Source organism: Pedobacter sp. 05T44 (genome assembly GCF_056395985.1).
On record NZ_JBFTKO010000009.1, the window covers coordinates 154,197 to 174,364 of the forward strand.

General features: G+C 40.6%; 17 protein-coding genes. All 17 read right to left on the bottom strand.

Translation table 11 applies throughout. The features are described from left to right. Window positions 1-228: 228 nt before the first annotated feature. On the bottom strand, window positions 229-1,041 hold the full coding sequence (locus tag AC1DDK_RS15485; protein ID WP_172661146.1) for a DUF4249 domain-containing protein: 813 nt from the start codon (window positions 1,039-1,041) through the stop codon (window positions 229-231). 5 nt (window positions 1,042-1,046) lie between these two features. Beyond that, complete coding sequence (locus AC1DDK_RS15490; protein WP_288883959.1) at window positions 1,047-3,374, bottom strand: TonB-dependent receptor; 2,328 nt, start codon at window positions 3,372-3,374, stop codon at window positions 1,047-1,049. Window positions 3,375-3,630: 256 nt separating this feature from the next. Then, on the bottom strand, window positions 3,631-4,503 hold the full coding sequence (locus AC1DDK_RS15495) for a pirin family protein (RefSeq protein WP_337717377.1): 873 nt from the start codon (window positions 4,501-4,503) through the stop codon (window positions 3,631-3,633). Between the two features lie 85 nt (window positions 4,504-4,588). Then, window positions 4,589-5,038, bottom strand: coding sequence for a DoxX family protein (locus AC1DDK_RS15500; RefSeq protein ID WP_337717375.1), 450 nt, complete (start codon window positions 5,036-5,038; stop codon window positions 4,589-4,591). Between the two features lie 62 nt (window positions 5,039-5,100). After that, the gene (locus tag AC1DDK_RS15505) at window positions 5,101-5,685 is read right to left on the bottom strand and encodes a Crp/Fnr family transcriptional regulator (RefSeq protein WP_172661150.1); all 585 of its coding nucleotides are present in this window, start codon (window positions 5,683-5,685) and stop codon (window positions 5,101-5,103) included. Between the two features lie 16 nt (window positions 5,686-5,701). Continuing rightward, window positions 5,702-6,298: an RbsD/FucU domain-containing protein gene (locus AC1DDK_RS15510; protein WP_337717372.1), complete on the bottom strand. Its 597-nt coding sequence runs from the start codon at window positions 6,296-6,298 to the stop codon at window positions 5,702-5,704. A 13-nt stretch (window positions 6,299-6,311) separates the two neighbouring features. Next, the gene (locus AC1DDK_RS15515) at window positions 6,312-9,032 is read right to left on the bottom strand and encodes a GH116 family glycosyl hydrolase (protein ID WP_288883960.1); all 2,721 of its coding nucleotides are present in this window, start codon (window positions 9,030-9,032) and stop codon (window positions 6,312-6,314) included. Between the two features lie 78 nt (window positions 9,033-9,110). Further along, window positions 9,111-9,356, bottom strand: a complete 246-nt coding sequence (locus AC1DDK_RS15520; RefSeq protein WP_288883961.1) for a hypothetical protein — start codon at window positions 9,354-9,356, stop codon at window positions 9,111-9,113. A 25-nt stretch (window positions 9,357-9,381) separates the two neighbouring features. Next, window positions 9,382-10,038 (bottom strand): hypothetical protein, encoded by a 657-nt coding sequence (locus AC1DDK_RS15525; RefSeq protein WP_288883962.1) that lies wholly within the window; start codon window positions 10,036-10,038, stop codon window positions 9,382-9,384. 29 nt (window positions 10,039-10,067) lie between these two features. Next, complete coding sequence (locus AC1DDK_RS15530) at window positions 10,068-12,299, bottom strand: TonB-dependent receptor (protein WP_337717368.1); 2,232 nt, start codon at window positions 12,297-12,299, stop codon at window positions 10,068-10,070. A 74-nt stretch (window positions 12,300-12,373) separates the two neighbouring features. Continuing rightward, entirely contained in the window at window positions 12,374-13,078 is a 705-nt protein-coding gene (locus AC1DDK_RS15535; RefSeq protein WP_172661159.1) for a LytR/AlgR family response regulator transcription factor, read from the bottom strand. Next, the gene (locus AC1DDK_RS15540) at window positions 13,075-14,100 is read right to left on the bottom strand and encodes a sensor histidine kinase (protein WP_172661160.1); all 1,026 of its coding nucleotides are present in this window, start codon (window positions 14,098-14,100) and stop codon (window positions 13,075-13,077) included. The genes AC1DDK_RS15535 and AC1DDK_RS15540 overlap by 4 nt, the downstream gene beginning before the upstream one ends. A gap of 106 nt (window positions 14,101-14,206) precedes the next feature. Continuing rightward, window positions 14,207-15,571, bottom strand: coding sequence for an aldehyde dehydrogenase family protein (locus tag AC1DDK_RS15545; protein WP_172661161.1), 1,365 nt, complete (start codon window positions 15,569-15,571; stop codon window positions 14,207-14,209). Continuing rightward, a complete protein-coding gene (locus AC1DDK_RS15550; RefSeq protein ID WP_288883964.1) occupies window positions 15,568-16,284 on the bottom strand; it encodes a gamma-glutamyl-gamma-aminobutyrate hydrolase family protein in 717 nt (238 codons plus the stop codon). The genes AC1DDK_RS15545 and AC1DDK_RS15550 overlap by 4 nt, the downstream gene beginning before the upstream one ends. A gap of 10 nt (window positions 16,285-16,294) precedes the next feature. Then, a complete protein-coding gene (locus AC1DDK_RS15555; protein WP_172661163.1) occupies window positions 16,295-17,443 on the bottom strand; it encodes an iron-containing alcohol dehydrogenase in 1,149 nt (382 codons plus the stop codon). A gap of 35 nt (window positions 17,444-17,478) precedes the next feature. Further along, window positions 17,479-18,837 (bottom strand): glutamine synthetase family protein, encoded by a 1,359-nt coding sequence (locus AC1DDK_RS15560; RefSeq protein ID WP_337717366.1) that lies wholly within the window; start codon window positions 18,835-18,837, stop codon window positions 17,479-17,481. Next, complete coding sequence (eat, locus tag AC1DDK_RS15565; protein WP_172661165.1) at window positions 18,834-20,150, bottom strand: ethanolamine permease; 1,317 nt, start codon at window positions 20,148-20,150, stop codon at window positions 18,834-18,836. The genes AC1DDK_RS15560 and eat overlap by 4 nt, the downstream gene beginning before the upstream one ends. Between the last annotated feature and the right edge of the window lie 18 nt (window positions 20,151-20,168).

Genomic DNA, 20,168 nt, shown 5'->3' on the forward strand with positions numbered 1-20,168 from the left:
CAGGTACTAGCATTAACATATTGAGTGCTATACAAAAGGAGATTAATTGAAAAATTTATTAATAAAAAAAAGTCCTGTATCATAATTATGATACAGGACTTTTTTCATCCTCACGTCATCCCGAACGAAGAGAGAGATCTCTTGGACTACGCCTAAACAAGGGATCTCTCTCTTCGTTCGGGATGACGGAGAAGAGTAATGACGGTCAAGGGTGATATCCATCTGTCCCTACTTCACTACCATTTCTTTTTTGCTAACCGTATGTGCGCTGAAATACCCCAGGGCATCATTGCTAATATTTGAAGGCGGGTTACCTGGAGTAACACCACCACCAGGACCATTCTGTGATTGCTGACTTAATGTATTCCAGTAAGTAAATACATTTTTATCTATACACTGCATCTCAACTTCTACGTTATCGCCTGTTTTCAGCTCATCGTCATCATCATTTTTCCCATTAAAAAACATCACACTCGGAACATTGTTTCCATCGGTAAAGCGATCATTTTCAGAATACACACTTCTCGATTGAAAACCATTCACTTTTAGCACAAACCGGTACTGATTGGCAATTCCGGCAGGATCTTTATAATGTACCTGTGCCTGCTTTTGCTTTTCGCTACCAAAATTAAATACTTTAACATCAAGCGAATCAATGCCTACAGAATCTGGCATGGTTGAAGAAGCAGTATAAAGCACATTATTTATATTTACTTTAAGGCTATATGTGCGGCCCGGTTCTCCTTTGAACGCACCAAAAGTATAGCTGCCGGGTGTGCTTTCGGTAAAGATCCATGAACTGCCCTGATCATCAGTTACATTTACTACGGCACCTTGAACAGCCGGGTAATCGTTAGGTTCAGTATAAGCAACCGATTGACTTATTTTAATGGTTTGCATCCCCAATTTATTGGTAATGTTGCCTTCTATCACCAACTGATTTGGAGAAGTATTAAGCTCAACGTCTATCACTTTTTCACATGAACATATGCTAAAGGATACTGCAAGTAACAGACTTAAATATTTGATTTTTCTTAACATCACTATTAAAATTTAAAGTTGTAAGTTACCGAAGGAATAATGCCAAAAAGGCTGGTTTGCACTGCTTCGGTACGTGTTGGATCATTTTCTTTATCGCGGAACTGGATAGAATAAGGGTTTTTGCGGTTCAATGCATTGTAAACACTGAATGTCCAGCTAGAACGGAATTTCTTGGTTTCCTTAGCCTTTAATGTTGCCCCTAAATCTAAACGGGAAGTATATGGCATTCTGTTGGCGTTTCTATCGGTATAATAATAAGTGGTAAGACCACCTACATTATATTTTCCGGCCGGATAGGTTACGGCATTACCAGTGCTGTAAATGTAATTAGCTGATACCGACCAGCGGCGACTAAGGTTGTACATGGCAACCAAAGCCAGGTCATGTGTACGGTCTTGCTTTGCATTATAATATTTGCCTTTATTGATTTCATCAAACTGCCTTTCGGTTTTTGAAAGGGTATAGCTCAACCAACCGGTAAGCTTGCCTTTGGTTTTTTTACCATAAAGCTCAAGTCCGTATGCCCTGCCCTTGCCATACAACAATTCAGATTCAACATCTTTATTAGCTGTTAGTTCAGCAGCATCTCTATAATCTATCTGATTTTGCAACCATTTATAATACACCTCGGCAGAAAATTCGTAAGCATTGCTTTCGCTATTTTTGAAAAACCCTAAAGCTACCTGATCTGCAATCTCGGGCTTAATGTTATTGCTGCTCATTACATATTGATCTGTTGGAGAGCTGGTGCCTGAATTGCTAAGGATATGGATATTTTGGGTATTTCGGTTGTATGATGCCTTTACAGAGTTTCGCTCATTTAAGGTGTAACTTGCCGAAAGACGCGGTTCCAGGTTGAAGTAATTTTTAACAAATTCACCGCTTTTATAGGTTGATGAGGAACTTACTTCTCCTGAACTGTCATATGTATTTATTGTACCGGGCCCCAAAAGGGAAAACTGGCTTAATCTTAAACCATATAATAAATTAAATTTATCGCCAATGGTCCATTCGTCTGAAGCGTATACAGCCATTTCTAATCCGTACCTGTTCTCTATAGAAAGAGGGTTGAAGCTCGAATTGGCCGATGCGGTAATGTCAGATGGTGCTATTCTATGGTGTGTGGCCTGCAATCCGAATCTTAGGATGTGGTTACTGGTATAATATTGCAGGTCTTCTTTAAAATTAAAATCTCTGATCAAGGATTTTACCTTGGCATTGCTATTTTCATCGAGCAGTTCTATGGCATAGTTGTACTTGTTATAGATCAAAGATGTATTTGAAAACAACCTGTTGTTAAATACATGGTTCCAACGGATAGTAGCTGTTGTATTGCCCCAATCGTTTGCAAAAAGGTCTTTGATACCAATATTATCCTGCCCAAAATAGCCTGAAAGAAACAGCGTATTCTTATCGTCAAACTTGTAATTCACCTTGGCATTAATGTCGTAAAAGTTTAACGTATTGTTCTTTAATGCCGAATCGCCCGAGGCTTTAAGCAAAAGATCTACATAGGTGCGTCGGGCGCTAATCATAAAAGAGCTTTTATTCTTAACGATTGGTCCTTCTGCTTTTATGCGTGAGGCGATGAGCCCTAGTCCACCTTCAAAGCCATATTCTTTATCATTACCATCCTGCATTTTAACATCAAGCACTGATGACAATCTGCCTCCATATTGCGATGGCATGCCACCTTTGTACAAACTTACGTCCTTTATGGCATCGGCATTAAAGGTTGAAAAGAAACCCAACAAGTGAGATGAATTATATACTGTGGCCTCGTCTAAAAGGATCAGGTTCTGATCGGCAGCTCCTCCGCGTACAAAAAAACCTGTATTGCCCTCTCCTCCTGCCTTTACTCCCGGTAAAAGCTGTATGGTTTTCAGAACATCCTTTTCGCCGAATAGAATAGGTACATTGTCAAGATCGGCCATATTGATCTTGTTGAGACCCATTTGAGGGCTCTTTACATTTTCATTTTTCCTTTCACTGGCACTTATTACTACCTCCTGCAAATCTGAAACGGCAGCAAGTTCTATATTTAGTTTTAAGGCCTTGTTTAAGGTGATTTTTTGAGTATTGCTCTGGTAGCCACTGTAGCTTACGATGAGGCTATACTCGCCTCCATCGGCTGTTAGGGAATAAAATCCGTATGCATTTGTAGCAATACCTGAATTTTGCGTGGCACTTTGCAATCTAACCGTTGCTCCAATCAAGGTTTCTCCGGTTGAAGCATCCCTTACCGTACCACTAATGGCGAAACGCTGCTGTGCAGATAAGAAGAATGGTACTGAAGTAATAGAAAATAAGAGGAAAAAGAGATATACTTTCATAGTGTTTTGGTAATTAACCGCAAAATTATCGTATTAGTATACCATCACCTCCAAAAAACTGATGAAACGGACAAAATAAGTAATGAAGTGTTCAAAAACTCCTTTGAATTGTAGGGAGTAACAATAATACAAAAAAGTGGTAATGACAATCGTCATCTCGAAAGAAGAGAGAGATCTCCTGAATAACACAGGCAAGAGACCTCTCCTATCGTCGAGATGACGACAGCTTTAAACATCTGTCATTGGTAATCTATTTCTAATCTTCCAACACGCCAAATTTCCCCATGTTGAAATCAGTGATCGCTTCTCTGATTTCTGCTTCAGTATTCATTACGAACGGTCCGTAGCTTACAATAGGTTCATTCAAAGGTTCCCCGCTTAACAACAAAACAACACTTTGCTGATTTGCTTTAATGTGAATCTCTTCGCCTTTATTTTCAAATAAAACAAAGCTATGTTCTCCAACTATTTCATCGTTTACCTGAACACTTCCGTTTACAACTAATAAAGCGGTATTATGACCGGCCGGAATACTGGTAGTCGTTTCGGCTCCTTCATTCAATTTGATGTCAAACAGGTTCACCGGACTATATGTTTCTGCAGGACCTGCAACACCATTGAAGTTTCCGGCAATTACATTTACCTCGCCGCCATTGTCTGCAAGCTGCACTTTACCCATGCCATCTTTGGTCAACTCCTGATAATGCGGAGCTGTTGATTTGTCCTTTTTAGGAAGGTTAACCCATAACTGAACCATTTCAAAAGGTCCTCCTTTTTTAGAGAAAGTCTCTTCATGATATTCTTTATGCAAGATTCCATTACCGGCAGTCATCCATTGTACGTCACCAGCATTGATTATTCCGCTACTTCCGGTACTATCGTGGTGTGCAACACTTCCTTTGTAAGCAATGGTTACTGTTTCGAAACCTTTATGTGGGTGAACACCAACACCTCTAAGGTGATCTGAAGGCCCAAAATCATATTCAGGATTAAAGTCCAATAGTAAAAACGGACTTATTCTCTCCTGCGGAATGCCAGCGCCCGGGATATAATTAAATACCCTAAACCCATCGCCAACCATATGCGGGCGATCAGAATTTATCACGATTTTTTCAATTAACTTTTTCATTTTAATTCTCCTTTTGATAGTATAACACAAAGTTATCCTAAATAGATGAGCTGTTAATTGATCTAGGATAAGAAGTATGGCCTGGTTATTTGACAGAAAAGTACCACACCCAACCTATAAAAAACAATTGAAGAGGGATGCGCTGCCACAAATAAGACATCCCTTTCCCATCAAACTTTGCAGTTTCATAGTTGATGCTATGCATTGAGGCATATATGTTTGCAGGCAAAAGAAGTATAAAGAAAATGATTAGGAAGTACCCTGCATAAGGCCTAACTGCAGGGAACAACAAGGCTATTCCCAAAACAATTTCCATAATTCCAGTTAAAAATACGATGGAATCTTTAAATGGAATTACGGGTGGTATCATTAGGGCCATTCCTTTTGCATAAATGAAATGCCCTATTGCAGTGAAGCAGAGCATAGCCAGCATTGCCAGATTGCCCCCGAATGTAAAATTCCAGTTTCCCGTTATAAATCTCGAGATAATCGAATACAATAAAAAAGTTATTAATAATATAAATAGGGGCTTCATTGTTCTTTGTTTTAATGTTCAACAAAGTTGCAGAATGATAGCTGCGAAAAAAATGACATATGTTAGTTTCGCACTTGAAGCTTACGGATCCGACTAAGGCTTTCGGGCTGAATCCCTAAATAGGAGGACAAATGTTTAACAGAAATATTCTGTATCAACTCAGGATTTTTACTTAAAAGTAACGCATACCGTTCTTCAGCAGTAAAAGCAAGAAGATCCATTTCCTTTCGCAAGCGTTTTACGTATTGAAATTCAGCCATTAAGCGGCCAATTCTTTCTCCTTCATGATCTTTTTTATAGAATTCCTGTAAGTGTCTATAAGGAATAGCAACTACTTCAGCCTCTTCTAAAAGCTCAATAAAAATAGGGCTTGGTTCTCTGCTAATGAAAGAGAGATAAGCGGTTACAAAATCGCCTTCAAATTGGAAATCTACGGTATAATCCCGGCCATCTTTCAAAAAGTAATTCCGGGTTGCACCTGCATTCAGAAAGTAGATATAATTTTCAGTCTGTCCTTCTCTGATTAGAAAATCGCCCTTTTTGAATGTTTTTAAAAGTAAACCGGAAGAAAAGGCATTCCACTTTTCATCAGTAAGCGCTACAAATCCAGAAATTGCCGACTTTATTTTATCGAAATTACAATTCATAGCTATAAAGATAGCTCTATTGAGTATTCAATGCATCCAGCAACTGTTTTTCTTTATCACCATTCCAGTAAGCACAATCCAACTGTAAAAAGACCGAAGTATAGGGAATGGTCTCATTTGTTTTAATGACCAGAACTTTAAACAGTTTCGATTCCGTATCCAATTTCCTGAATACGGAATCATGAAGCATCGTTTGAACAGTTTGATTGCCAAAAATTGTTTTTGATTCCTGTACAAACTGCTTAACCCCCTTGGCCTGACTTTCTGTAATAAAACCTAACTCCTTATCCTGATAGATAATCGGTTTAACATGGTTAGACAAATTGATTTGTGTAAGTACCTGTTTTAAAACAGGCAGCAAACCTTCATTAATATAAATGTATTCCATTCCCTGAGCATTTTGCTCTGGAAAGGCTTTATCGACAACAAGAATCCAATTCCTGTGACCCAGCATAGGCAGTTTCTGATTAAGTTGTTCTTTCCAGTTCTGATCCTTATTCGCAACATCTCCGTTTGTTTTGCTTGCAGGTTCCTGGCAACCAGACAAGATTACTGCTGTAGTAAACAATAAAACTGTAAGCAGTTTTTTAAACATATCATCTAATTTTTTCATGCTACTTATCTATCTATGAAAAGGTAATATTTAAACGCTCATTGGTTTTAACGCTGATCTTCTTATTGCTGGTAATCTGCAATTCGGCACCGTTCTGTTTAAATTGGACAGGAATATTTTGAGCGCCCAGCATTACGGAAACAGATTTTACAGTGCCTGAGCCTATTTTGTTAAAAGCCAGTTCCTGTAACTGCAACTCGCCATATTTCAGGTGTATGGTGTGTAATTGTTTAGCGCCTGTTTTTTTCTGTGTATAGCTGCCCCATCCATTAGCTGAAGTAAAGGGAGCTTTAAAATCCTCTGCTTTCCAGGCAGGCGCGAATTTGATATAACCTTTAGGGCCATGGTACTCAAAACCACATGCGTTAATAAAGGTCCCATAACTTGCCATAGCCCTTGCATAATGGTCGCTGCACTCTATCTCATTGAATGGGTTTCTTTTAGCTGCATGATACCTGTCGTGAATAAATCGTGTAAGAATCAGGCTCTCTTGTACCATACCTTCGGCCATCAGGTGTGCTGCAACCTGATGTTCAAATCCGCTCATACATTCGTGAAAGTACCCGAGTTGCCAGGTTACATTCTCTCCAAAAGGCTTAGGTTCGTTATGCGGATTGGTATTCATGACCATTCCACCCTCTCCTGGCAAGGCATATGGCCTGCCACCAACATGGGTTTTGATGTATGGGCCAACATCGGCAGTAAAGTTATATTTCCATAAGGCTTTTAGAGCAGCAATGGCTTTGTCTTTACTCAATACCCTTGGTAATCCTACCTGAAACGCCCAGCTTTGGCCGTATACCTGATCAATATGACAGGTATTATAGGAGCCCAGGTTTTTACGACCCTGAACCTTATCTGGCCGATGAATAAAGTATTCGCCATTAAACAGTTCTTGTTCCATATTCTTGCGACCGTTGGTTACATAGGTTTCACAAGTCTGTGCAAATGCAGTGTCGTTCATTTCCTCTGCCATGGCCTGGCCTGCTCTTGCCGCAGCAATACAAAGACCAACAATCCATGCAATTTCACCTTCCCATACTGCATCAAGGGTATTCTCCATTGGTGTATCCGTCATACCATCACCATTCTTATCCTGGTCTAACATGAACTGGGTTGCCTTTTTGATTTTTGGCCAGTTGGTTTGCAGAAAAGTATTGTTGGCACTCATTTGATGCTCACGGTAAAACCTGAGTACAGTGCCTGCTTGCCCGTCAATGGCCGGTCTGTTTTCGTTTTCTGCACGGAATATAATGGCGCCACTGTCTTCCTTAAACCCAACACCTAGATCTACACGGTGTCTCAGGTCGCGCTCCAGTTCAGGAAATATCCTGGCAACCGCTTGTGCATATTGCCATACGTGCGTACAGGTTCCGGCACAAGCACCAACGCCCTCCCAGCTCCAGAAGCGGCCGTCAGCAAAACGATAAGTATTTGCCGTTGCCAGTGTATCAATATTAATAAACGTGCGCTCCAGGAACCAGTGTGGAAGCGTAGCGTCATTCCATGTGGTACTCCACAACTCGGTTGTATTTGTTAGCTTTTCAAAATTTGATTGCAGGTATGCACTTACTGCACCGGCGTCCTTAAATCTGGTAGCGTAATGAAACCCTTGTTCTGCGTCCTTAACTATTTTCTTGAGGTTAACATTTGCATTGTTGAAATGCCAGCTGATTGAATAATCGGCTTTAAGAGATTTTCCGGGACTAACAGTCTCTCCAAATTCAATTCCTCCAACCAGTTTTTCAGGTGCATCTGCAGCTGCAGAACTGGTAGCCGCAGCATTGAAATGCTTGCCCGTAACCGGCCAGGGCTCAATAGCAGCATATGTTTTTCCTTTTGCTTTGTGCAAGGTAAAACACATGGTTCCGCTGTCTTGCGCATTTTTCAGATCATCAGTAAGGGCGTCAAACGAAGAGAAGATGCTGCTCGAGTTTTCAGCTGTTACCACCTCATTTTTCCTTTTTCCGGTATTTGGTTTTCCGCTTAACTTGTTAACCCCATTTTCCATCCAGCCCAATACAGAAACATTGATATTGCTGGTGGTGGTATTCTTTATTTCTATTCGTAAAATGGTTGCAGGCAAAGCCGAATTCTGCGCATCTAAAGGAATAAATGGTGAATACACCTTTAGGTATACTGAAACAGGGAAATCTTTACTGCTGTATTTTATGGTAGCTATTGGATAGGCTGGCTTAAATTCGATCTCATCCCAATGCTCTTCACTTAATTCTTTAATAAAGGTTTTGCCATTCACAACGGCCTTTACGGCAAAACCCTGCTCTAATACCCGTTTATTGTTGGCAATGGCCGGCTCAATGTAAGCCGAGCCATCTCTGGCACGGATCTTTCTTACTTCTGTTCCGTCATTCCAGTTCACGGTTTTAGGTTCTATCCCTTCTTGTGCACCTTCGAATGTTTCATTGTAAATTTGCCATAACCAGAGCCGTCCATCGCCACCTACATATACGGTTCCGGCGTGAAGGCCGCCAACAGGCATTCCAATATATTTAAATTCATTTTTACTTTTATAATAAGCCGTCTCTTCGCCCCGGTTGTAAAGAGATTTGACCCATTGTGGATCTAAGCCTTTACTTTCGGGTATGTTGTGAAGAGGATAGTCTAACGCAAATATACTTTTACCCCATACCGGGAACTGTACCGCTGCCAGACTAGCCGTAAGCAGGCCGGCTTTTTTAATAAAATCTCTTCTATTGGATGGTTTATTGTGCATATTGATTTATCTGGTTCAATTAATTAAAACTAAACAGTTTATACCAGATAATTTTGAAATTGCCAAAATCGCTTAATACTATGGCAATTTCATTTTATGTTCTGTACACTGCCAGCCAGCTTTACCATTGGCATGCCTGCTGAATGCAAAACGCATCAATAATCCATTTGCTGCAATGAACAATATAATTGCCAGTATGGCGGCAACTTTTGTTAGTGAAACAAGGGTTGGATTTTTAGAAAACCCACCAAAAATATAACCGATGATAAATACCATACAAACACCAAAAAGTATTCGTATGAACATGATAATTGCGAATCCCATGATCTTAAATTTTAATTGTTAATGATTATTTGTTTTTACCTAATAATTCCTGGTTCTCTGTTTTACCCCAGTGTGGTTGAACACTTGATTGCTCCTTCTGAAGCAAGGCAAGGCTTCTGGTTGCCAACTGCTTGCCAGCCTCTTTATCGCCTCCCCACATTTTTGGGGTCTTATACATTTCCCAGGCTTTTACATAGATTGCTCTGGGGTTTTCAGGATTGAGTTCCTGTGCTTTTACACGGTATTGCTGAGAAAGGACTCCGTATTTTCTTCCATATGTCATTGGGTTGATGAACACCTTTGTACGGTAGACCATACTGAGCACGGTATACAGCTCTGAAAGCTCCTTTTTTTGCTTTACGGTATCGAGCAGTGATTTGGCCATTTGCACCTGCTCTTCTCCGCGGTTGCTAAAAGGCTCTATACTTTCGCCATCGTCCTGATTGATGAAACCTACTTTCGCATTGCAAAATGCGGCATAATAATAGGGCAGCCAATCTTTTTTCTGCTGGGCTGCAATCTGTAAAAATTCTTTCTCCAGCAGTTCAAAATCTTTGGCCTTAGTTGCCTGATCTAATTTAGTTACCGCATTTTGTAATGCATTTGGTTTTCCTTGTTCCTGTGCCGCTGAAGTAAAATAGAATGATACCAGGGCCAGAATAGCTAATACTAACTTTTTCATGTTATTGATTTTTAATGGTTAAAAAATATTTATAGATTTTTGTCGAGGAAATCGCTGGTGCGGTCTATCCCGAAGCTCATGAATATGCCTGCATAGAAAAATCGGGTGGCAGGCAGTGTTATGGGCACTTTATTGGTGCCATCCAGACTATAATTATATCCGAATACCTGCTTAGTGCCCAGTATATTATTTACCCCTACACTAAATCCGGAAACGGGCCTTTGCTTCCAGCTGCTGAAGATTGAAAAAAGGTGGGCAATCTGTAAGTTCATTACACTGTATGCTTTTGTTTTTCCCTGATCAAAGATCTTGCAGGCATTGTCATCAGCACTGTATCTGATATCATAATACGGCCTTCCTGTAGCAATTGCATAGGATACATTCACATAGGTATTGATGTCCTGAAAATTTTGTTTAATTGCAATGGTTGCCGTATGCGGCGTAGCAAAAGCAGGTTGCAAAGCAAATGGGTAATTGAGGTAATTGCGTTTGGTATCCAGGTAAGTATAAGTAACCCAGTAATCAAGATTTTTAATCGTTTTTTTATCCCTGAAAAACAACTCTACCCCCTGTGCATATCCACTTCCTTCATTATTAATAACAGGGATTGTTTTTACAAGATCGTTGTATTGCTTACGATAAGCCTCTATCCTGAGGAAACGGTTGTTTGCTTTTTTGGTATAGTTTAGCATGTAATGTGCTGCCCTTGAAAATTTCAGGTCAGTGCTCCGGTACAAGATTTCGTTCAATGGTTCCTGGTAAAAAATGCCGTAAGCCAGATTGAATTGTCCGCCGTCTTTTAAACGATATGCCAGACTTGCACGTGGTGCCACAACTGCCTTATTTAACAAAGAAGAGTACTCTATACGGGTTCCAATTTTTGCAGCCAGATTTTTTGCCAGGTAAATATCGCCCTCAACAAAAGCTGCCGATAGGTTGTCGATAATGGCAAGGGTACTATCGTTGGAAAAGCCCCTGTCCCGGTTATAAAAGTGCTCTGCTCCGAAACGCAGTGCCTGATTGTTTGAAAGTGTATTGGTAAATACTATTCTACCCTGCGCAAAGTTAGATCTGATTAATTTTTGGGCATTCTTATAATTTAGTGCGTCATCTTCTAGATTTACGGGCTGTCCATCGATGTTTAAAAGACCATTAATGGTATGATCCTCATTATAACTATAGACTAAACCTGCATCAACCTGCCATTTATCTGTTAAATAATCTTTATAGCTAAGGTTATTGTAGATGCTCTTTCCTTTTACCTGATAGCTGGATCTTAGTGCTGTGCTATCGATATCAGCATTACGCATACCAACATCACTGATGTCCCAGTTGGTATAAAACTTGAGCATTCCGGTTTTCCCTGTTTTTATTCTAAAATTCGCATCCCCCTCAATATATTCCGGCCCCCTAAAATAATCGGGTTTTTGTTTAACAATAGAATTATAAAATGTTGCATTGCTATAGCGCAGTGTAACACCATAGCTGCTTTTCTTATTGCGCGATAACTGTTGTATACCTGCATTGGAACTTGGCGGAAAAATGGCAAAATAGGCCGATGATTTTTCAGGGAGCTCATTGCTTTCGAGAATCAGGGCACTACTCATTGCCTGGCCATATAATGCGGAATAACCACCGGTACTAAAAAGTATACCCTTAAACAGAATCGGATTAACACGTGCATACTGCTGCATACCAGGCACCCTTGGATAGTTTGGATTTTTGAGCAGTGTACCATCAATAAACTGCTTAGTCTCGTCGCCTGTTCCGCCGCGGACAAACAAGCCATCCAAATCGCCGACTTGTTGTGCGCCCGGCAAGGACCGCAGGGCTAAGGATAAATCAGCCATGCTCCCGGCAACAGTAAAGGCATCCATTGCGGTAAGAGAGGCCCCTTTAGCCTTATCGCTTGCTTCAAAAGACCCGGCACTAATGGTTACTTCGTTCAGCGTTCTGGTATCTGGCTTTAAAACAATGTCCAGATAAAGGGATGAATCTAAGCTGATGTCTTTTTTGAACAGTTTATAACCTATTGAGGATACAGATAGCACTTGTTTTCCTTTTAAACCTTCAATACTGAATTTACCTGTGCTATCTGTTTTAGCTCCTTTATTTGAAGGGCTTAATAAAACACTTGCAAGTGGAATAGCATTTCCTTTATCACTTTTTACAGTTCCTGAAATCCGGTATTGGCCAAAGGCAAAAGAGAAGGCCGATACCAACAAAATTATGATTATGTATGTTGCGAAATTTGTTTTCATTGCCTGCGGGTTTTGTATAACTTACAGGCAAACTTATGCTGAAAACCAATGCAGTTTTTGGAGAGTAGACTACATCAGAAATTTTGTAGACGAGACCGGAGATTCTCTTTATAAAACTCACTTACCGGAATTTCTTTATTGCCAATACAGACAAAATCCCTTTTAACGGCGGTTATCTTTTGCACAACTACAAGAAAAGATTTATGGGTTCTTACAAAGGAATTTGCAGGAAGCTTTTCTTCCATTGCCTTCATGGTCATGCGGGTAAGCACCGGCTTATCGCTGGTCGACAAATGAATTTTGATGTAATCTTTTAACCCTTCTATATATTCAATATCTGCTACTACAATTTTAACAAGGGTATACTCTACATTTACAAAGAAGTCCTGAATCTCATTTACATCGTTGTTCTGATTATGCTGCAAACGGAACAATTCATTGGCGCGGTTACATGCTTTTAAAAAACGTTCGAAACTGAAGGGCTTTAACAGATAATCTACTACCTGCTGATTGAACCCCTCCAACGCATATTGTTCATAGGCTGTTACCAGGATCACCATTGGCGGATGCTGCAAGGATTGCAGGAACTGCAGTCCGCTTAGACCGGGCATTTGTATGTCCAGAAAAATGAGGTCCACCTGTTCGGTTTGTAAAACTTCATAGGCTTCGAGTGCATTTTTACAGGTTTTAATTAACTCTAAAAATGGCAGCTGCCGGATGTTATCTTCCAAAAGATCCCGAACCAGTTTTTCGTCATCAATGGCAATACATTTGATCATTTAAGCATTAAAGTTAAGGTAATATGGAACAAATTGTTTTCCGTTTTAATTTTTAAGTTATGCTTGCCTTTATAAAGCAGATCTAATCGGGATTTAACATTGGCCAGTCCGATGCCCGAATTTTCATCTTTACTGGAGTTGGGCTGATCATCAATCTGGTTCTCTACTTCAAATAGCAGCACATCATTTTTTACGGACGTACTTATGCTTATTTTAGGATACCCCTGGTGGGCGACACCATGTTTAAAAGCATTTTCGACAAAAGGGATGAGCAGCATTGGCTCAATGGAATAATCTCCATTTTCTATGCCAGGATCTACGTTGTAGTTGATTTCAACATCGTTACCAAAACGCAATTTCTGTAATTCTATATAGTTATTAAGATAAGAAACCTCTTTGCCCAGCGCTACCTTTTTCCCTTGTGTATCGTACAACATATAGCGCATGAGTTCAGAAAGCATGATCAGAGAAGGTTCCATTTGATCTGATTTCTTTCTGGCCAGCGATACCAGGTTGGTAAGCACATTGAACAGGAAATGTGGACTGATCTGAGAGCGCAGAAACTTTAATTCGGTAGACAGCTGTTCTGCTTCGATCTTTTGCTGTTTCCTGTCGGATATGATCTTATCAACTACCTTACGATAAACAATACTAATTACAAATATTCCGATAGAAGGTGCAAAGACAAATTTATAAGCCGACATGTCGTTTAGGACATCGGGGAACCACCATAAAAGCAGGTGGTATTTTAACTGAAAGGAACTGATTATAAGAATTGCCGATGCAATAATGTATAACCACCACCACCGCCGGTTTAGTAACCGGGGTATGAGGTAAAAGGCATTAAAATAAAATATAAAAAGATGAATAAAACCCGCAAGGGTAAAGAAAGGCCCTGGTATAGGCCCTATTTTATAATCGTGTTCTGCAGAGGAAACAAAATAAGGTAACAAGAGGATCATTCCCCAGACAAATACATGAAGGGCAATACTGATGTGCTGGAATTTAACAGATATTTTCATTAGCCTCTAGTAACAAATTACAAAGCTACTTATTCATACATGTAACGAAATAAAGAGTAGACGAAGCAGGCAATTGTAGCGACAACAGCCTGCTTTTACTATGGCACTAGCTTCTCAAGTGCCAGGCTTTAGGCTTGGCAAAAGCACGCAAACCCTGGTGGGATAAGGTAGCACCTATACCCGAATGTTTTCTGCCACTCCATGGCACGCCCGCACTTACCCTGTCGCAGCAATTCCAATATCCCGTACCGGAATCAATTTGCGAAAGAATGTGTTCTGCCCTATCTATGTTATCAGAATAAACGGAAGCTGTAAGCCCATAGGCCGTATCCTTCATCATCTCCAATGCTTCATCGTCATCCGCTACTTTCATAATTCCAATTATAGGCCCAAAGCTTTCTTCCTGCATCACCTTCATATCATTAGTTACATTGGTGAGAACAGTAGGTTCAAAATAATGCCCGATATGGCCTTTGCGTTTACCCCCCTGCAATAGAGTAGCTCCTTTTTCTATAGCATCTTCTACCTGATGCTTTAGTACATCAATTTGTTCCTTTCTGGTTAAAGCGCCTATATAAACTCCATCTTCTGTTGGTGGGCCCGATTTCCATGATTTTACTTCTTTTACAAAGGCGGCCACATAATCGTCATATACATTTTCATGCACGTAGATACGCTCTACCGCGCAACAGCTTTGTCCGTTGTTATAGAAGGCCCCATCAGCGGTACCCGCAGCTACTGCAACAATATCTTTTACATCATCTGCAACATAGAGCGGATCTTTACCGCCAAGCTCCAGCTGACAAGGAACCATCTTTTTGGCTACTCGTTCGTAAATGTGTTTTCCTGTTTTATAGGAACCGGTAAAGAAATAACCATCGAAATCCATATCTAATAAATGTTCTCCTGTTTCTTTAGCCCCGATAGCGATCTGAAAAACATTTTCAGGTACACCTGCTTTTTTAAGTAGGCGCTCAATTTCCAGTCCTGTTAAAGAAGCATATTCCGAAGGTTTATACATTACTGCATTTCCAGCAAGCAGGGCTGGCACAAATACGTTTACCCCAACCAGATATGGATAGTTCCAGGCCGATATGTTACAGATTACACCAAGCGGATCATAAGAGATCTTTTCTTTCAGTTCATCGGTATCAGTAACCCACTCATCTGAAAGGTATTTCTCTGCATTGCTAATCATCCATTGAATCCTTGTTCTGGCCCCGTTAAGTTCATTGCGCGATTGCTGTAAGGGCTTGCCTACCTCAGAAGTAAGTATTGCCGCAAGTTTTTCTTTTTCTAAATCCAGCAAATCGTAAAACCGATGGATAACGGCAATGCGTCCTTTTAATGATTGCTTTGCCCAGTGTTTTTGAGCAGCTTTAAGCAGGTTATATTTATTATCTAACGATGCCTTGTCGTTTTCTATTAATATGGTAATAATTTCCTCTGTAGCCGGATTTACAACATTCATCTTTTATGATTTTTTACTGCTTCTATAAACTGTTCTTTAACTTTTTGAGAGAGTGGGTTCGATTCCTTTTCTTTCATTCTTTCAGGATGCCATTGTACGCCTAGCATAAAAGCTTTGTCGGTTTTATCTTTAAATTCCAGGGCTTCAATGATACCGTCGTCGGTATCTGAATACGCACTAACCATTAAATTCTCACCAAGGTAATTCGGATTAATTCCCTGATGGTGGGCGCTGTTTACTTCTCCTTTTTCTACACCGGTTACGCTATACAGCAAGCTTTCCTTTTTAACATTTACGCCATGTACTTTGTCCTCAGCACCTTTTTTGTGGATTTGATTCACCTGCTCGCCATTGTCTTCAAATACTTTGCCCCCCTCAAGGATATTAACATATTGCATGCCCCGGCAGATTCCCAGAACAGGTACTTTGTGATCTTGTGAATAGGTATAAATCTGTAGTTCAAACTGATCTCTTTCGGGTAAAAACACATCCGGCTTATGTGGATAATCTTGTACCCCACCATACAATTCAGGAACTACGTCTATTCCCCCGGTTAAAACAAAGCCATCACATAACTGAAAATCGTAAATATTATCCTTTTGAAAAGAAAGCTCTATGAGTTCAATTTCATCTCCCAATTCCTGCGAGGTAAACCAATTCCAATAGTTCTGAAAATTGGTTTCGGTATAGCTTATTCCAATCTTTTTTTTCATTAGAATATCATTAAAGCGCCTTTAAATACAGTTGTTTAAAATCTTCGCGGCTTACCGGTTTAGGATTGTTAGGATGTGCAAAATCGGCAAGGGCGAGGTCTGCTAGTGTTTCTATATGTTCGGGTTTTACACCGATGTCTCTTAAATGATGCGGGATATTTACTTTAGTATTCAGTTCAAAAAGGTATTTTACCACCGCTTCGCCTGTTTCTTCTTTTAATTCAAGCGTCCGGGCTATCCTGCGGAATTTGTCTTCAAAGCCGGCAATATTAAATTCCATTCCGTATGGGATGTTTACCGCATTGGCCAAACCATGATGCGTATCGAGTAAGGAAGAAAGTGGATGTGCGAGAGAATGCACCACACCAAGTCCTTTTTGAAAAGCAATTGCGCCCATCATAGAGGCCATCAGCATTTTACTTCTGCTTTCCAGATCAGGTTTGTTTGTCGCTTTTTCGAGCGCGTCTTTTATTAACGAAATGCCCTCTAGTGCTATACCATCGCACAGCGGTTGCGGATTTTTTGCCAGAAACGCCTCCATATTGTGGGTAAGCGCATCCATACCTGTTGCTGCCGTTATAAATGGAGGTAAATCCATAGTAAGTACCGGATCAGCAAATACAATTTGTGCCATTAACTTTGGAGAGAACAGGATCTTTTTCTGATGTGTTTCATCATCAGCGATAATAGCACTTCTGCCTACTTCGCTTCCGGTTCCCGAGGTGGTTGGAATGGTAATAAAATGTGGGACATCGTTGGTAACGTAAACATCCCCACCAATCAGGTCATCGTATTTAAACAGATCCTCGCGGTGATTTACCCTTAACACAATTGCCCTGGCCACATCCAATGCTGCACCGCCACCAATACCAATAATGCTATCTCTGGAAGTATTATCCCACACATCGCCCCCTTTGTATACATCGCTTTTTACAGGGTTTTTGTGAATGTCGTTAAATACTTCTACTGAAATGTTATGCGCTTGTAAATCGGCTACAATGGCTTTAAAAAATGGCAATGAAGCTATGGTTGGATCGGTAACGATCATTGGCCGTTTTAATCCATTCTTTTGCAAATAAGCGGGCAATTCCTTTATAGCCCCAGCTCCGAAACGAATGGTGGTTGGGAAATTATACTGATATACTTTATCGAATGTCATATGTATGGTTACTATTAATCAAATTATACCTGAGGTTAAATAATTTCAAAGTAGCGTTTAAGCTCCCAATCTGTTACTACTTTGGCGTACTGCTTCCATTCCCACTCTCTTGTTAACGTAAAATGCTCAACAAACTGATCGCCAAACAGCTCTTTTGCTACTGTTGATTGTTTCATTTTTTGGGTAGCTTCATAAAGGTTGGCCGGCAATACTCCGTTTGAAAGATCCCGGTAACCATTTCCTTCGGTAGCCTCCTTTTCCAGTTTCATTTTGTTTTTAACTCCATATAAACCCGCAGCAAGGCAGGCAGCCAAAGCCAGATATGGATTAGTATCGGAACCTACTACCCTTGTTTCCAGACGCGTTGCTTTTGCGTTGCAAGGCAATGCCCTTAAGGCAACCGTTCTGTTGTCGATACCCCAGGTTAGGGTAGTTGGGGCCCAGGCCCCTTCAACCAATCGTTTATAACTGTTAATGGTCGGAGCAATCATTGGCAATATTTGCGGCAAACAATGCAATTGCCCAGCTATATAGCTTTTCATCAGTTCACTCATTTTGTGCGGATCCTTTTCGTCGTAAAACAGGTTATGTTTCGAATCCTTATCCCACAAACTCTGATGAACATGTCCGCTGCAACCAGGAAGATGTTCAGTAATCTTTGCCATAAAGGTAGCCATAACCCCGTGCTTATAGGCAATTTCCTTGACCGCAGTTTTAAACAATACCGCCTGATCTGCCGCCTGCAAAACAGGCGCATATTTAATGGCTGCTTCGTAAACCCCTGGCCCGGTTTCTGTATGTAAGCCCTCTATAGGTATTCCGAATTTGCAAAGCAGATCAAAAAGATCTGTCATGTATTCATTTTTTAAGGTACTCCGTAAAATGGAGTAACCAAACATTCCAGGAGTTAAGGGTGTAAGGTTTTGATAGCCTTTTTGGTGTGCTGTTTCTGGTGTTTCTGCAAAATTGAACCATTCGAATTCTTGTGAAAAATAGGGTGAAAAGCCACTTTGTTCAGTATCTGCCAACACCTTACGCAGTAACTGCCGCGGACAGGTATATCCTGGTATTTCATCATCATCTACGAAGTCGCCCAGGAAAAAAGGAATATCATTTTCCCAGGGTATTTTACGGAATGTACTTAGGTCAAGCTTTACCAGTGCATCGGGATAGCCGGTATGCCAGCCTGTAAATTTCACATTATCGTAAGCTACATCACCCATATCCCACCCAAAAGTAACATCACAAAATCCTAATCTTCCTTCTGCTAAAGAAGTGAACTTTTCGGCAGAGATATACTTGCCTCTTAAAACGCCATCAATATCGGCAACGGCGAGTTTTACTTTTCCTGACGGATGCTGCTTTACATATGCTAATATTTCTTGTGTTGTCATGCATGAGATGGTTTAAAGATTCTGTACAGCAAAAAGGTTACTATCAATATGGAGAAATAAATAAGTCCGAGTTTAAAATTGAAAATGAACATTGCAATAATAGATACAGTTGCAATGACGAGCGAGATAACCGGAAATGCCGGATAAAATGGAGCCCGAAAAGGTCTTGGCAGATCAGGTTCCCGCTTCCTCAGGATAACAATGGAAATCATGGAAATGATATATAATGTAAGTGCTCCAAAAACAGAGACAATGATGATCTCTGATGTTTTACCGGAAAGCAATGCCAGAATACCGATTACCATGTTTCCTATAAGCGCATTTGCCGGGGTATGGAATCTTGGAGATATTTTGCCGAGAAATGAGGGGATGTTATGTACCCTGCCCATTTCATAGGTTGATCTTCCGGCAGCAAGTATAAGTCCATGAAAAGAAGCTACCAGTCCGAATAAACCAACAGTAATTAGCAGGTGGTACATGAGGTGATTACTGCCTGTTATTTTTGCAAGGGCCAAAGGAAGCGGAGAATCTGATGTTTCTCCGCTTATTCCATTTTTATAAACTATTGCTTCCCATCCGGCGATGCCGGTAGCTGCAATAAAGATTAATACGCACAGTATAGCCAGTGTAAAGATGGCCCAGCCAAATCCTTTGCTGATGTCTTTTTGCGGGTTCTTGGTTTCTTCGGCCACATTAGCGATTCCCTCGATTCCCAAAAAGAACCAGATGGCAAATGGAATGGCTGCAAAAACGCCTCCCCATCCATTGGGCATTGCATTGTGGGTAAGGTTTGCTACCTCGAACTTTGGCAAAGCGATACCTGAAAACAAAAGCAATTCTCCTACGGCAAGAACAGTAATGATCACCTCAAAAGAGGCCGCAGCTTTTACACCATATACATTGAGCCCGGTAAACACGAAGTAAATGGCTATGGCACTGGTTAGTATGGGCACTTGCGGAAAAAATGCATTGAAATATGCACCAATTGCAAATGCAATGGCTGGCGGAGCAAGTATAAACTCTACAATCTGGGCAATACCGGCTATAAAGCCGATATTTTTGCCCATCGCTTTGTTTGCATAGTCAAATACCCCACCCGCCTTGGGGATAGCGCAGGCAAGTTCCGCATAGCTGAATGTAAAGGTTACATACATTACCATGATCACTATAGTGGCTATAGCCATCCCCCCTGTGCCGCCTTTTTCGAGACCCAGGTTCCATCCAAAATACATACCCGAAATGACATACCCTACTCCAAGCCCCCAGAGCATAAACGGGGTGAGTGTTTTTTTTAAACCTTTGTTTTCTGTCATTTGATGATTTCGGTTACA

What these genes read in the sequence shown, in the direction of transcription:
- AC1DDK_RS15500 (WP_337717375.1), bottom strand. Translation starts at nt 5,038, where the DNA reads ATGAAGCCCCTATTTATATTATTAATAACTTTTTTATTGTATTCGATT.
- AC1DDK_RS15505 (WP_172661150.1), bottom strand. Translation starts at nt 5,685, where the DNA reads ATGAATTGTAATTTCGATAAAATAAAGTCGGCAATTTCTGGATTTGTA.
- AC1DDK_RS15520 (WP_288883961.1), bottom strand. Translation starts at nt 9,356, where the DNA reads ATGGGATTCGCAATTATCATGTTCATACGAATACTTTTTGGTGTTTGT.
- AC1DDK_RS15540 (WP_172661160.1), bottom strand. Translation starts at nt 14,100, where the DNA reads ATGAAAATATCTGTTAAATTCCAGCACATCAGTATTGCCCTTCATGTA.
- AC1DDK_RS15525 (WP_288883962.1), bottom strand. Translation starts at nt 10,038, where the DNA reads ATGAAAAAGTTAGTATTAGCTATTCTGGCCCTGGTATCATTCTATTTT.
- AC1DDK_RS15530 (WP_337717368.1), bottom strand. Translation starts at nt 12,299, where the DNA reads ATGAAAACAAATTTCGCAACATACATAATCATAATTTTGTTGGTATCG.
- AC1DDK_RS15510 (WP_337717372.1), bottom strand. Translation starts at nt 6,298, where the DNA reads ATGAAAAAATTAGATGATATGTTTAAAAAACTGCTTACAGTTTTATTG.
- AC1DDK_RS15485 (WP_172661146.1), bottom strand. Translation starts at nt 1,041, where the DNA reads ATGTTAAGAAAAATCAAATATTTAAGTCTGTTACTTGCAGTATCCTTT.
- AC1DDK_RS15495 (WP_337717377.1), bottom strand. Translation starts at nt 4,503, where the DNA reads ATGAAAAAGTTAATTGAAAAAATCGTGATAAATTCTGATCGCCCGCAT.
- AC1DDK_RS15535 (WP_172661159.1), bottom strand. Translation starts at nt 13,078, where the DNA reads ATGATCAAATGTATTGCCATTGATGACGAAAAACTGGTTCGGGATCTT.
- AC1DDK_RS15555 (WP_172661163.1), bottom strand. Translation starts at nt 17,443, where the DNA reads ATGACATTCGATAAAGTATATCAGTATAATTTCCCAACCACCATTCGT.
- AC1DDK_RS15560 (WP_337717366.1), bottom strand. Translation starts at nt 18,837, where the DNA reads ATGACAACACAAGAAATATTAGCATATGTAAAGCAGCATCCGTCAGGA.
- AC1DDK_RS15550 (WP_288883964.1), bottom strand. Translation starts at nt 16,284, where the DNA reads ATGAAAAAAAAGATTGGAATAAGCTATACCGAAACCAATTTTCAGAAC.
- AC1DDK_RS15515 (WP_288883960.1), bottom strand. Translation starts at nt 9,032, where the DNA reads ATGCACAATAAACCATCCAATAGAAGAGATTTTATTAAAAAAGCCGGC.
- AC1DDK_RS15490 (WP_288883959.1), bottom strand. Translation starts at nt 3,374, where the DNA reads ATGAAAGTATATCTCTTTTTCCTCTTATTTTCTATTACTTCAGTACCA.
- eat (WP_172661165.1), bottom strand. Translation starts at nt 20,150, where the DNA reads ATGACAGAAAACAAAGGTTTAAAAAAAACACTCACCCCGTTTATGCTC.
- AC1DDK_RS15545 (WP_172661161.1), bottom strand. Translation starts at nt 15,571, where the DNA reads ATGAATGTTGTAAATCCGGCTACAGAGGAAATTATTACCATATTAATA.